General features: G+C 62.8%; 14 protein-coding genes. 8 read left to right on the forward strand and 6 right to left on the reverse strand.

The features are described 5' to 3' along the window. Positions 1–682 (reverse strand): SDR family NAD(P)-dependent oxidoreductase (locus H8A95_RS37190; protein ID WP_229187587.1); only part of this gene is annotated, 682 nt, incomplete at its 3' end. Between the two features lie 78 nt (positions 683–760). Here H8A95_RS37190 and H8A95_RS37195 point away from each other — a divergent pair. Next, positions 761–1465, forward strand: a complete 705-nt coding sequence (locus tag H8A95_RS37195) for a glutathione S-transferase family protein (RefSeq protein ID WP_229187588.1) — start codon at positions 761–763, stop codon at positions 1463–1465. A gap of 325 nt (positions 1466–1790) precedes the next feature. Here the strand turns inward: H8A95_RS37195 and H8A95_RS37200 are convergent, their stop codons facing one another. Then, positions 1791–2336, reverse strand: coding sequence for a disulfide bond formation protein B (locus H8A95_RS37200; protein WP_229187589.1), 546 nt, complete (start codon positions 2334–2336; stop codon positions 1791–1793). Between the two features lie 8 nt (positions 2337–2344). Next, positions 2345–2503 carry a DUF5993 family protein gene (locus tag H8A95_RS37205; protein WP_229187590.1) on the reverse strand — a complete coding sequence of 53 codons (159 nt, stop codon included), beginning with the start codon at positions 2501–2503 and terminating at the stop codon, positions 2345–2347. A gap of 144 nt (positions 2504–2647) precedes the next feature. Here H8A95_RS37205 and H8A95_RS37210 point away from each other — a divergent pair, with 144 nt between their 5' ends. Continuing rightward, positions 2648–3976 carry a dicarboxylate/amino acid:cation symporter gene (locus H8A95_RS37210; RefSeq protein WP_229187591.1) on the forward strand — a complete coding sequence of 443 codons (1329 nt, stop codon included), beginning with the start codon at positions 2648–2650 and terminating at the stop codon, positions 3974–3976. Positions 3977–4351: 375 nt separating this feature from the next. Continuing rightward, positions 4352–4993 (forward strand): glutathione S-transferase family protein, encoded by a 642-nt coding sequence (locus H8A95_RS37215; RefSeq protein WP_229187592.1) that lies wholly within the window; start codon positions 4352–4354, stop codon positions 4991–4993. A gap of 104 nt (positions 4994–5097) precedes the next feature. Here the strand turns inward: H8A95_RS37215 and H8A95_RS37220 are convergent, their stop codons facing one another. Beyond that, entirely contained in the window at positions 5098–5541 is a 444-nt protein-coding gene (locus tag H8A95_RS37220) for an SRPBCC family protein (RefSeq protein ID WP_229187593.1), read from the reverse strand. A gap of 92 nt (positions 5542–5633) precedes the next feature. Next, a complete protein-coding gene (locus tag H8A95_RS37225; RefSeq protein WP_229187594.1) occupies positions 5634–6455 on the reverse strand; it encodes an N-acyl homoserine lactonase family protein in 822 nt (273 codons plus the stop codon). Positions 6456–6557: 102 nt separating this feature from the next. On the opposite strand from H8A95_RS37225, the gene H8A95_RS37230 reads away from it, so the two are divergent. Beyond that, positions 6558–7451: a LysR family transcriptional regulator gene (locus tag H8A95_RS37230; RefSeq protein WP_229187595.1), complete on the forward strand. Its 894-nt coding sequence runs from the start codon at positions 6558–6560 to the stop codon at positions 7449–7451. A 64-nt stretch (positions 7452–7515) separates the two neighbouring features. On the opposite strand, the gene H8A95_RS37235 is transcribed toward H8A95_RS37230, so the two are convergent. Further along, the gene (locus H8A95_RS37235; protein WP_229187596.1) at positions 7516–9069 is read right to left on the reverse strand and encodes a winged helix-turn-helix domain-containing protein; all 1554 of its coding nucleotides are present in this window, start codon (positions 9067–9069) and stop codon (positions 7516–7518) included. A 163-nt stretch (positions 9070–9232) separates the two neighbouring features. Here H8A95_RS37235 and H8A95_RS37240 point away from each other — a divergent pair, with 163 nt between their 5' ends. The 4 genes from H8A95_RS37240 (at position 9233) to dapD (ending at position 12463) form a co-directional block, all read left to right on the forward strand. Next, positions 9233–10273 carry an alpha/beta fold hydrolase gene (locus H8A95_RS37240; RefSeq protein WP_229187597.1) on the forward strand — a complete coding sequence of 347 codons (1041 nt, stop codon included), beginning with the start codon at positions 9233–9235 and terminating at the stop codon, positions 10271–10273. A gap of 78 nt (positions 10274–10351) precedes the next feature. Continuing rightward, on the forward strand, positions 10352–10861 hold the full coding sequence (locus H8A95_RS37245; RefSeq protein ID WP_229187598.1) for a cytochrome P460 family protein: 510 nt from the start codon (positions 10352–10354) through the stop codon (positions 10859–10861). A 99-nt stretch (positions 10862–10960) separates the two neighbouring features. Continuing rightward, on the forward strand, positions 10961–11329 hold the full coding sequence (locus H8A95_RS37250; RefSeq protein ID WP_225641127.1) for an ArsC family reductase: 369 nt from the start codon (positions 10961–10963) through the stop codon (positions 11327–11329). A gap of 162 nt (positions 11330–11491) precedes the next feature. Continuing rightward, a complete protein-coding gene (dapD, locus tag H8A95_RS37255) occupies positions 11492–12463 on the forward strand; it encodes a 2,3,4,5-tetrahydropyridine-2,6-dicarboxylate N-succinyltransferase (RefSeq protein WP_229187599.1) in 972 nt (323 codons plus the stop codon). Positions 12464–12535 lie beyond the last annotated feature (72 nt).

Consider the following 12535-nt stretch of genomic DNA (forward strand, 5'->3'; position numbering starts at 1 on the left):
CCTCGCTGTAGACGTTCCAGCCCTCGGTCTCGATCGCGCCGGGCGCGATGCAGTTGATGCGGATGTGCAGCGGCGCCCATTCGACCGCGAGCGCGCGCGACAGCCCGATCACGCCGGAGCGCGCCGCGATCGAGTGCGCGATGCCGTAAAGGCCGTGGGTCGTGACCACGACGATATTGACGATGCTGCCGGGATGCTCGCGGTCGCGCCAGCGCTGCGCCGCGGCCTGCATCATGTACCAGGTGCCGTTGAGGTTGGTGTTGATGACCGCGTTCCAGCCCTTGATCGAGACATCGATCGCGGCTTGCGGGAACTGGCCGCCGGCGCTGTTGACGAGGTGATCGATGCGGCCATGCTCGGTCCACAGCGTATCGAACATCGCGTTGACCGCGTCGGCATCCCTGATGTCGGCGACATGCGCAGACGCCTTGAGGCCACGATGGCCGAGATGATCGACGAGGGCATCGAGCTTGTCGGCATTGCGGCCGACCACGACGACATGGGCGCCGAGCCGGGCGAACAGCCATGCGATGGCACGGCCGATGCCGCCGGCGCCGCCGGACACGACGACCACCTGACCGGCCAGCGCATCGGCTGCGAACACGGTCGGATGTGTTGCGAGCTCGTCGTCGGAGAGGCCGAGCTTTGTGCCTGTCGCTTGATCGTTCTCTTGATCGTTCATGGCCGGTTGCAGACCTTGCGGCTTTCACTTGGCTCCGTACATTAGCCAGCCGACAACAACCGTGCAAAGAATGTCGACATGACCGACCTCTCAGCTTTCCCCATCACAAAGCGCTGGCCCGCCCAGCATCCGGACCGCCTGCAGCTCTATTCGCTGCCGACGCCGAACGGCGTGAAGCTCTCGATCATGCTCGAGGAGATCGGGCTGCCCTACGAGGTGCATCTGGTCGACTTCAACAAGGACGACCAGAAGACGCCGGAGTTTCTGTCGCTGAACCCGAACGGCAAGATCCCGGCGATCCTCGATCCCAACGGTCCCGGCGGCAAGCCGCTGCCGTTGTTCGAATCCGGCGCCATCCTGCAATATCTCGCCGAGAAGACCGGCAAGCTGCTGCCTCAGGATGCGGCGCGTCGCTACCAGGCGATCCAGTGGGTGCATTTCCAGATCGGCGGCATCGGGCCGATGTTCGGCCAGGTCGGCTTCTTCCACAAATTCGCCGGCAAGGACTATGAGGACAAGCGGCCGCTGCAGCGCTACGTCGCGGAGTCCGCGCGCCTGCTCGGCGTGATGGAGACGCATCTCGCCGGGCGGCAATGGTTCATGGACGACGAATACAGCATCGCCGACATTTCGATGCTCGGCTGGGTGCGCAATCTGATCGGCTTCTACGGTGCGCGCGAGTTCGTCGCGTTCGACCAGTTCAAGAACGTCGCGACCTGGCTGGAGCGTGGCCTGAAGCGTCCGGCAGTAGAACGCGGGCTCAATATCCCGAAGCGGCCATAGAGGGGCATTCGACAAAGCAAGGAGCCGTGTGAATTGTCGGGCTGGCAGGGAGACTTTCTGGTCGGAGTCATGTTTGCGTTGCCGTTTCTTTGGATACGGCACTACGCCGTGCGGACAATAGTTTGTACCATTGCTCCGCTCATCTGTTATTGGTTCCTGCTGAAGTTGTTGGCGGACCCTGAGAATTTTCGCGTAAACCTGCATGCGCTCCTTGCTGTGTTGGGCGGCTTTTGCGGGGCGCATCTCAGGTTGGTTTGGGTCACTGTCCGCAGACTATTGATGAGGAGATAATTGCGTTTCGCTTCTAGGTCGGCCCCTAGCCAGCCTACTTCAGCAGCTCGTAGACGACCGGATTGTCGGCGCAGGCGCCGAAGCCGCATTCGAGCAAGGTCGAGAGCACGTTCAGTGCCGTCAGCCCGACCACCAGCCATACCGCGCCTTGCGCGAATTTGCCGGGCGCGACGCCCGGCGCCGCGCGGTGATCGAACTGGCGGTCGAACAACAGCATGGCGGCGAGCAGGATGATCGCTGCGATGAAGGCGATCAGCGCCCACGTATAATAGTGATAGCCGAGCAGCGCCGACCCGTAGCCGGCGTCGCCGGGCAGGATGTGCAGCAGCACCTGCCTTGTCGAGACCGCGGCACCGAGGACCGCGGTCAGCAACGACAAGGCATAATGGCTCGGCCGCGGCCCGAAGCGGATGTTGAGGATCGGTCCGATCGCCAGCAGCGCAAACAGAGTGCGCTGCAACAAGCACAGCGGGCAGGGCAGCTCGTGCAGCAGCAGTTGCGCCGCAAAGGCTGCGGCGAGCAGCAGCGCCAGGCCGTAAAGCGCGAGGGCATTGAGGGTCACCGCCTGAGTATCGGTCATGGCCGGCCTCAGAACCACAAAGTGAGACGGTCGGTGGCGTGGTGCAGCAACGTTGCGACGCAAGCGACCAGGATCACCGCGAACAATCCGATCGCGACCGGACGCGGGCCACGCCAGGCCACCAGCATGGCGATGGTGATGGCGAGAAACAGTACGGTGAATTCCATCCTCAGCCTCAGGGGTGCGAGCCGGTCGTAGTCTATGACAGATTCGTGTGTGCTCGCGACGACCGCGAATGGGCATTGTCGCTTGCACGCGGCTCCGCCAAGATGGCATCTCCAGTCGAGTTCTTTTCCAGCCCGGGGCACCTCATGACCACAGACGCGATCAAGCCTGCCGCCCATCACCAGCATCAGCCCTGGTACAAGATCCTTTACGTCCAGGTGCTGATCGCGATCTTCGCGGGGGTCCTGATCGGGTATTTCTATCCTGATCTCGGCAAGGCGTTGAAGCCGCTCGGCGACGGGTTCATCGCGCTGATCAAGATGATGATCGCGCCGGTGATCTTCTGCACCGTCGTCCACGGCATCTCCTCGATGGGCGATCTCAAGCGTGTCGGCCGGGTCGGACTGAAGACCCTGATCTATTTCGAGGCGGTGTCCACGGTCGCGCTCGCATTCGGCCTTATCGTCGGAGAATTGCTGCAACCGGGTCGAGGCTTCAACATCGATCCGTCCACGATCGATCCGAAGTCGGTCGCCACTTACGTGACGCAGGCCAAGGAGCAGGGCATCGTCGCCCATTTGATGGCGATCATCCCGGACAGTTATCTCGGTGCGGTAGCACGCGGCGACCTGCTGCAGGTGCTGCTGATCTCGATCCTTTCGGGGTTTGCCATCGCGCTGATGGGCCCGGCCGGCGAGCCGATATCGGCGGCGATCGACAAGGCGGCCAAGATGTTCTTCGGCATCATCCGCATCATCGTCCGCGTCGCACCGCTCGGCGCGTTCGGCGCGATGGCCTTCACGGTCGGTGCCTACGGCCTCGGTTCGCTCGCAAACCTCGCAGCGTTGATCGCCACCTTCTATCTCACCAGCATCCTGTTCGTGCTGATCGTGCTCGGCGCGATCGCGCGGCTGGCGGGTTTCTCGATCATCCGCTTCATCGCCTATATCAAGGACGAGCTCCTGATCGTGCTCGGCACCTCGTCGTCGGAGACGGTGTTGCCGCAGTTGATCCAGAAGATGGAGCATCTCGGCGCCTCGCGCTCGGTGGTCGGCCTCGTGGTGCCGACCGGCTACAGCTTCAATCTCGACGGCACCAACATCTACATGACGCTGGCGACGCTGTTCCTGGCGCAGGCCACCAACACGCATCTGACGATCTGGCAGGAGCTCGGCATTCTCGGCATTGCCATGATCACCTCGAAGGGCGCCTCCGGTGTCACCGGGGCCGGCTTCATCACGCTCGCGGCGACGCTGTCGATCGTGCCCGACATTCCGATCCAGTCGATCGCCATCCTGGTCGGCATCGACAAGTTCATGAGCGAGTGCCGCGCGCTCACCAATCTGGTCGGCAACGGCGTCGCCTGTATCGTGATCAGCCTCTCCGAAGGCGAGCTCGACAAGGATGCGTTGCACGAAACCATGGCGCATCCGATCCAGCTCGGCGAGGCGCTGGAGCCGGGCGGCACGGGCTAGGGCGATATGAAGTGATGGGGCCGTCGCAGCGGGCGTTGCCAAAATATCGAAAACAACCCCATGCAAAGTAGCCGGCGGCGGCCGGCGTTCGACCAGACAACTTGACACGTCGGGCAACTCAGGGATATATTTCTAATATTCCGAAGTCGCGCAAGCTTCTGCAATTGACCCTCCCACATCGCAGGCGGAGTGGGAACGCGCCTTGTTCGCGGCCGCAGCTGAGGTCGTGAACCCGTAAAGCGGGCAGGGCCCGCACTGTAGGGATGACGAATATGCACCAAGCCTTGCGTGCATGATGCGCCATCGATCGTCGGTTGCGCGACTGGCTCACCTTTGCGAGTTAGTAGATCCAGCCCAATCCAGGAACACATAACCATGCTCACCGTCTACGGCGAAGGTCGCGGCTTCCGTGTTGTTTGGCTGCTCGAGGAGCTGGGATTGGCCTATCGGCTGCGCCCGGTCGATCTGCTCGCAGTCGAGAATGATCACGATTTCCTCGCGATCAACCCCGCCGGCTTCATTCCCGTATTGCAGGACGGCGAGACGATCATGGTCGAATCGATTGCGATTCTCGAGTACCTGCTCGCCCGCCACGGCTCAGCTTCGCTTGCCGTCGCCCCTGGTGATCCCGCCTTCGCCTCCTATCTGCAATTTCTCCACTTGGGCGAGGCGGGCCTCGCCGGGCCGATGAACGCGGTCATTGTCGGTCGCCAACTGGCACCCGCAGCCGAGCGAGATGCCCGGGTGACCTGCTGGGCGCTCGAGACCTTCGAGAGCCGGCTGGGGTTGGTTATCCGTCGCCTCGCGGATTGCCCCTATCTCGCCGGCGACCGCTTCACTGCTGCCGATATCTCGGTGAGCTACGCGCTTCTGCTCGGCCTGCGAACCGGCAACTACGTTCCGGGTTCTGTCGAGCGGGACTATCTCGCCCGCACGACGGCACGCCCTGCCTACATCGGGGCGATGGAAAGCTGCCAGGCCACCAAGGCCTGGGCTGCGAGATCACCGGGATTGTAGTGCTCGCTTCATCGGAGCGGCCAGCGCTGGAGCAGTGCTGCGCGAGCACGTCCGCGACTGGAAAATCCAACGATGAAATGTCACGATTCGACCTGGACGCGCAGTCACTGAGCTGATCTCTCAATGAGGCGCTTCAGTGTTTCAAGATTGGTCCGCATGCCCTTCTTGAACAGCGTGTTGGCGAGCGGCGCCAACAGCGCAATGGCGCCTGTCAATCCTTCGCCGCTTATCGATCCTGTCAGATGAAGCCGGGTACCACCATCGCTCGGTGACAATCGATAGCGATAGCTGAAAGGCGTTGGTCCGTTGACGCTGGCGATCGTCAAAAGATCGGGCTCGTGAAATTCGGTGACTTCAACGGTGTTGTCGATCGCCTTGCCGCCGATCTTGCGTTTGAACTGAAACCGGCTCCCTTGGCCCGTTGAGCCGGAGGAGACTCGATCGACTGACCGCACCGCCTCATACCAGCGCGAGCAAGCCTCCATATCCTTGAGGTAGTCAAAGACATTTGCGACGGGGCGATCGATTTGAATGTCGATATCGAACATCGTGAACCTCAACTTTGCTATTCGGCCAATTGCGGTCATCCGGGCGTATGTCTCGGCGAAAACGCCAAGACCTCGCTGGCTCGCCGCTCCGACTAGCTCGCCGCCACCGCCAACTGCCGGTTGGCAAGGCGCTCGGCCGACTGCGGGTCATGCGTCGGCAAATAGATCGTCGGGCGGCTTTGCGCGAACGTCTTGATGGCATTGAGCGTTGCTATCGAGAGCTCCCGATCGCTGCCGACACCGTCCGGGGTGGCTGACAGCATGAGCGCCTGATTGTAGGAGGTGTCGCCGGCGAGGAATATCGCGGTGTCGCCATCCAGGACGATCACGGACATGTGGTCTGGCGTGTGCCCCGGCGTCGCCACCGCAACAACATCGCCGGCTTTCGTCAGGCGCAGACTCCGATCGAACGAGCCGAAATTCTCTTTGGGCAGCTGGATCGGCGTCGGGTCGAACCACTTGGGCCAACGCTGCGGAAGATAGCCTCGAATCTGGCCAAGCAGTCCGCGCGCCCGCGCATACTCCCCAGCTGTTACAATAACTTCGGTATCGGGGAAATGCGCGAGGCCCGCATCATGATCCATGTGCAAATGCGTCAGCACGACTTTCTTCACATCGCGGGCACCGATTCCCAAGGCGCGGAGTTGCGGCCCAATTTCCTGCTCGGGCTCGATCTGGAAGCCGACCTCCCATCGCACATAGGGATGGAGCGAGCGTCCATGCTCCAACAGATAGGTCCCTTGGCCGCTGTCGACGACAATGACGCCTTCAGGATGCTCGATCGCCCACGCGAATGTCGGCACCCAGTCGGTCCAATTCGGATCGCGGAAGATGTCGATGAAGCCGCGGCTTCGGCCCGCAACCTGGGCGGTTTTGATTTTGACGGTTCCGGTTTGGATCGCATGGATGCGCATCTGGAGCCTCCCGTTGGGCTGAAAGCGTCGGTGGACTCAAAATGCGTGCGCCTCCGGGTAAACGCAATTGTCGAAGGTTCTTGAGCAGGTATATAGAAATGCATGGACAAAAACCCAGGCTGGGAACTCTACAGGTCATTTCTGGCGGTGCTGCGCGAGGGCAGCCTCTCGGGTGCGGCGCGCTCGCTCAACCTCACGCAGCCGACAGTCGGCCGGCACATCCGTGAGCTGGAGGTCATTCTCGGCGTGCCGCTTTTCACGCGCGCCCAGGATGGCTTGCGGCCGACCGCGGCGTCCGTCGTTGCACAGCCGCACGCGTTGGCGATGGCGGCGGCTGCCGAGACATTGTTGAGGACCATTTCCGGAACAGCGGACCAGCCGCGCACGGTTGTCCGCATCGCCGCCTCGGAGATCGTGGCGGCGGAGATACTTCCAGCCATTGTCATGACATTGGAGCAGAGTCAGCCGGGACTGGTCGTCGAGATCTCGGCTTCGGACCGAACGGAGGACTTGCTGCGACGGGACTGCGATATTGCTATTCGCATGGCGAGACCGACGCAGTCCAATCTCGTCGCGCGCAAGGTCGGCCAGGCTCGGTTGGGTTTTTATGCGCACCTGAGTTACGTGCAAAAGAACGGCAAACCATCTGATCTCCGAGAGATGAATCCGCATCGTATCATCGGCTTTGACCGCGAGACTGAGGCCGTCCGCGCCTTACGCCGGCTTGGACTGCCATTGAAGCGGGACGATTTCACGCTGCGATCCGACAATCACCTTGTCCAGTTGGCTGCCATCAGGGCGGGATTGGGAATTGGAATCTGCCAATGCGCCGTCGCACGTAAGGATTCCGCGCTCGTTCATATCCTGCCTGAGGCGTTTTCACCGCGCCTCGATGTTTGGGTCGCGAAGCATCAAGACCTGCGCAATAGCCGGCCCATGCGGTTGATGTTCGATCATCTGGTCGACGCGCTAAAGGCGGCCTATCAGCCCGGGTGAAGCCGTAAACATCCGACGCGCAGCTGAAATTTATCACTCTTCCCGTCGTGTCCTCAGAGCGGCGTCAGTCCGGGACGCCGGCCGCCTTGAGGGTTTCACGATAGATCGCGGAGATCGATTGCACCGGGAATGGAATGCGCGACAGGAAGCCGGAGATCGTGAACTCCGGGTCGACCTTGAGCAGCTCGCGCGCGATCTGGGTTGCGCGCTCGGTGTCACCGGTCTTCACCAGCGCCACGATCAGGACGCGCAGGGCGACTGCGAAGCGGCGGTTCTGCGCCAGTGCCTTGTCGGCCCAGATCACAGCCTCAGTGAAATTCTGGTCTAGCACCGCGCAGATCGCCAGCGCCGCGGAGGCGAACCAGCCGCGCGGGTCGCGCGGGTTGAGCCGCTGCGCGCGCTCGATCATGGCGCGGCCGGTCGTCTGGTTGCCGCGCATCGCCTCGATCCAGCCGCCGAGCACCAGCGCCATCGCCGAGTTGGGGTTGATCGCAAGCGAACGCTCGAACAATTCGCGTGCGGGCTCGATCTTGTCAGCCATGTTCCAGATTGCGAACGCTGCCATCCACAGCACCTGCGGGTCGCCGGGCGTGAGCTCGACCGCGCGCCAGGCCTGCGTGACTGCGCGCTCCCGATAGGCGTCGTTCGGCTTCAGCCAGCCCTGGACATGGCGCATCGCATGGCAATAGGCCGAGGCAGCAAGCGCCGGCGCGTAGTTCGGATCGAGCGCCAGCGCCTGGTCGAGGCGTTCGAGCGCGGCTTCCATGCTCTCGGGCGTGAACTCGTAGCGTAGACTGTAGGCGCGCAGCAGCAAATCGTACGCGTCGAGCTTGTCGGGTGGGGCTGCGCGCACCCGCTCGGCCTCTGCGACCAGCATCGTCGGCTCGATCGCGCCGACCACATTCTCGGTGATGCGGTCCTGCAGGTCGAACACGTCGGTCGCAACACCATCGAACCGATCCGCCCACAGATGCGCGCCGGAAGTGGCGTCGATCAATTGCCCGGTGATGCGCAGACGATCGCCGCCGCGGCGGACGCTGCCCTCGAGCACATAGCCGACGCCGAGCTCGCGACCGACCTGGCGGATATCGACCGCCTTGCCCTTGTAGGTGAAGGCGGAGTTGCGCGCGATCACGGTGAGGCGGCTGCAACGGGCGAGCGCGGTGGTGATGTCCTCGGCGATCCCGTCGGCGAAATAATCCTGCTCGGGGTCGCCGCTCATATTGGTGAAGGGCAGCACCGCGATCGACGGGCCCTCGCTCGGCCGTGGCGGGGTGGCGTTATCAGCGACCGGATGAGCGGGGGCGCTGTCCTCCCGGACATCGCCGACAAAGCGGAGACCTTTGCGGGGCAGGGTGCGGATCAACCGCTGCTCCTCGCCATTGTCGCCGATCGCGGTCCGCGCGGCGTTGACCCGGCTGCTCAGGGTCGCCTCCGAGACGATCCGGCCGTGCCAGACCGCGGCCAGCACCTCGTCGCGGCTGACGACGCGGTCGCGGGCACGGATCAGGAATTCCAGGAGGTCGAAGACCTGCGGCTCGACGGCCACCAAGGCATCGCCGCGACGCAGCTCGCGGCGCTCGGAGTCGAGGATCAAGTCGTTGAAATGGTAGGTCAAATCGAAGAGTCCGGCGGCCGGCGGCTGAATCCGGGGCGGAACCTAGCACAGGCCGGGTGGAGCCAAAATCACGACGGTCTGAAGGACAAATCCACGTCCTCTGAAAGCGGACGCGCTCGGTCTCTGCAATATTGACTTCGACACCAGAGTTAAGGAGATCGCCATGTCCCAATCCATCAATCAGCAACGCCGCCGCTTCCTCGGTATCGCCGGCGGGATCCTCGCCGCTTCCAAGCTCGGCATGATCGGATCGGCCAGCGCGCAGTCCAAGGCGGCAGCGCCCGCGGTCAAGGTCGGCACCCACACCTCGATTGGCCCGGTGAAGCAGATCAATGCCGGCGTGCTCGATACCGGTTATGTCGAGATGGGTCCGGCGTCGGGTCCCGCAGTCATCCTGCTGCACGGCTGGCCCTATGACATCCATAGCTATGCCGACGTCGCGCCGGCGCTGGCGGAAGCCGGCTATCGCGTGATCGTGCCGCATCTGCGCGGCTACGGCACCACGCGCTTCCTCTCCAGCGACACGATGCGCAGCGGCCAGCCGGTCGCGGTCGCCGCCGACATCATCGCGCTGATGGACGCCCTGAAGATCGAGAAGGCCGTGCTCGGCGGCTATGATTGGGGTGCGCGCACCGCCAACATCATGGCGGTGCTCTGGCCCGAGCGCTGCAAGGCCATGGTCTCGGTCAGCGGCTATCTGATCGGCAGCCAGGCGGCCGGCAAGGTGCCGCTGCCGCCGAAGGCCGAGCTGCAATGGTGGTACCAGTTCTATTTCGCGACCGAGCGCGGCCGCGAAGGCTATGCCAAGAACCGGCACGATTTCAACAAGCTGATCTGGCAGCTCGCCTCGCCGCAGTGGAAGTTCGACGACGCCACCTATGACCGCAGCGCGGCCGCATTCGAAAACCCCGACCATGTCGATGTCGTGATCCACAATTACCGCTGGCGGCTTGGTATCGCCGAGGGCGAGGCGAAGTACGACGCCTTCGAGAAGACGCTGGCCCAGGCGCCTGTCATCGCGATCCCGACCATCACGATGGAAGGCGATGCCAATGGCGCGCCGCATCCGGAGCCCGCCGCCTATGCCAAGAAGTTCTCCGGCCATTATGAGCATCGCCTGCTGACCGGCGGCATCGGCCACAATCTGCCGCAGGAAGCGCCGCAGGCCTTCGTCCAGGCCATCATCGACGTCAGCAAGGCCTAGAGCGTTTTCGAGCGCAGTGGATACCGGTTCGCGTGAAGAAAGCGCGTCAAACAAGAATCGAGAGCGCGGACAAGTATCATGAGACAGGTTGTCAAATGGGCAGCTGCCGCGATCGCGGCAGCCTGCATCAGCGCATCATTGCCGTTTGCCGTCGGGCATGCCGATGACGCGGCACTGGCATCGCCGATCTTCGGCGTGAAAATTCCCGAGGGCTATCGCGACTGGAAGCTGATCGCGGTCGGCGAGGAAACCGGGCTCGACGAACTGCGCAGCGTGCTCGGCAATGCGACGGTCGTGAAGGCCTATCAGGACGGCGCCGCGCGTTTCCCCGACGGCACCGTGCTGGTGAAGCTCGCCTGGAAACGCAAGCCGGTTGCGGGCCTCAATGGCGCTTTCATCACGGGGCCGGCAACCACCGTGCAGGTCATGGTCAAGGATGCGGCCAAATATGCCGCGACCGGCGGCTGGGGCTTTGGCCGCTTCATCGACGGCAAGCCGGTCGATGCCGCGCAGCATGAGACGTGCTTCGCCTGCCACGAGGCCCACGCCAGCGATCACGATTTCGTCTTCACGCATGACGCGCGCTGAGCATTACCAATATCGGTGTGGAGACCGGCGTTGTCCGATCTGGCGCTGTGATGGCTGCGGGGCTAGTTTCCCCGCAGCAATCGCATGCGGGGAACGGCTTTGACCATCACCATCTACGGCATCAAGAACTGCGACACCATGAAGAAGGCGCGCAGCTGGCTCGACGACCATGGCGTCGCCTATGACTTCCACGACTACAAGACCGCAGGGATCGCCAAGGACAAGCTCAAGCAGTGGAGCGACGAGGTCGGCTGGGAGACGCTGCTCAACCGCGCCGGCACCACTTTCAAGAAGCTGCCCGATGCCGACAAGGAAGGGCTGAACGAGCGCAAGGCGCTGGCGCTGATGGCCGAGCAGCCGTCGATGATCAAGCGTCCGGTGCTCGATCTCGGACCCAAGCGCGTCGTCGGCTTCAAGCCGGATATCTATGCCAAGGAAGTGCCGGCGAAGGCGCGCAAGAAGGGCTGACGCGTTTCGCGCGCCCCCCGGTTTGGAGTAACCTGCCGACAATCCCCGACGAATCCGTCGAAAATGACCCAAAGCGGACATGCCTGAGCGTCCCGAAGTTGCCATTTCTACGAGAACTCGCGTATGCACTATGTTTGGGATCGTTAGGTGTGAGAAATTCAAATGGCGATGGAACTGAGGGGCGCGAGAGGCGAGGGATTTGCGACGATTGCCGCTGATGGTCGCGTGCTGGATTCCTGGTTTCTTCGGCTAAGCCTGGTTGAGGGCGCCGGCAAGGCGGCAACGCTGCGGCTGACGAGCGACGAGATCAGCAGATCGTTGGGTGCCTCGGCAGACGGATATGCGCGACACGACGACGTCCGCAATGTCGACATCGTTGCCATTCGCACGGAAATTGACTCCCTTGCATCTGCGCCGACCGATGTGCACGACGCATATCTTCGACTCCATCTCCTGAGCCACCGGCTCGTCCAACCGAATTGCCAGAACCTTGACGGAATTTTCGGTCTGTTGCCGAACGTTGCCTGGACCACATTCGGTCCCTGCGAAAGCGCTCGTGTAGCGGAAGCGCGAATCGTGGCGCGCAAGCGTGGCCTTGGGTTCGAGGTGACAGGCGTGGATAAGTTTCCGCGCATGACTGATTATGTGACGCCTGCGGACGTGAGAATTGCAGATGCGGACCGCGTCAGGCTCGGAGCCTATTTGGCTGCCGGCACGACCGTCATGCATGAAGGCTTTTGCAATTTTAATGCGGGTACGCTCGGTCCCTGCATGGTCGAAGGCCGGATCAGCGCCGGCGTGGTCGTGGCAAGCGGCAGCGACATCGGTGGCGGAGCGTCGATCATGGGCACTCTGTCCGGAGGAGGGAAAGAGAGGATTACGGTCGGTGAGCGCTGCCTGATCGGAGCCAATGCCGGTATCGGCATTTCATTGGGTGACGATTGTATCGTCGAAGCGGGCTGCTATGTCACGGCAGGCGCGCGCGTCCTGCTGGAAGACGGCCGAGTACTGAAAGCCAAAGAACTCTCGGGCCAGAAGGGCCTGCTTTTTCGTCGCAACTCCCAGAGCGGCGCGCTCGAGGCAACCAGACGCACGCCGAATTGGGACGGCCTCAACGCGCAGCTTCACGGCTAGGCAGTTCACGCGAAGATTTCGTCGGCGACAGTGGTGGCGCGTCAGCCGCCTGAGTCCGCGTCCGAGACCTAG

The organism is Bradyrhizobium oropedii (assembly GCF_020889685.1).
Lineage (GTDB): Bacteria > Pseudomonadota > Alphaproteobacteria > Rhizobiales > Xanthobacteraceae > Bradyrhizobium > Bradyrhizobium oropedii.

Bases quoted from the DNA above. Each gene is read 5' to 3' on its own strand.
- H8A95_RS37195 (WP_229187588.1), top strand. From the start codon at position 761: ATGACCGACCTCTCAGCTTTCCCCATCACAAAGCGCTGGCCCGCCCAG.
- H8A95_RS37200 (WP_229187589.1), bottom strand. From the start codon at position 2,336: ATGACCGATACTCAGGCGGTGACCCTCAATGCCCTCGCGCTTTACGGC.
- H8A95_RS37205 (WP_229187590.1), bottom strand. From the start codon at position 2,503: ATGGAATTCACCGTACTGTTTCTCGCCATCACCATCGCCATGCTGGTG.
- H8A95_RS37210 (WP_229187591.1), top strand. From the start codon at position 2,648: ATGACCACAGACGCGATCAAGCCTGCCGCCCATCACCAGCATCAGCCC.
- H8A95_RS37215 (WP_229187592.1), top strand. From the start codon at position 4,352: ATGCTCACCGTCTACGGCGAAGGTCGCGGCTTCCGTGTTGTTTGGCTG.
- H8A95_RS37220 (WP_229187593.1), bottom strand. From the start codon at position 5,541: ATGTTCGATATCGACATTCAAATCGATCGCCCCGTCGCAAATGTCTTT.
- H8A95_RS37225 (WP_229187594.1), bottom strand. From the start codon at position 6,455: ATGCGCATCCATGCGATCCAAACCGGAACCGTCAAAATCAAAACCGCC.
- H8A95_RS37230 (WP_229187595.1), top strand. From the start codon at position 6,558: ATGGACAAAAACCCAGGCTGGGAACTCTACAGGTCATTTCTGGCGGTG.
- H8A95_RS37240 (WP_229187597.1), top strand. From the start codon at position 9,233: ATGTCCCAATCCATCAATCAGCAACGCCGCCGCTTCCTCGGTATCGCC.
- H8A95_RS37245 (WP_229187598.1), top strand. From the start codon at position 10,352: ATGAGACAGGTTGTCAAATGGGCAGCTGCCGCGATCGCGGCAGCCTGC.
- dapD (WP_229187599.1), top strand. From the start codon at position 11,492: ATGGCGATGGAACTGAGGGGCGCGAGAGGCGAGGGATTTGCGACGATT.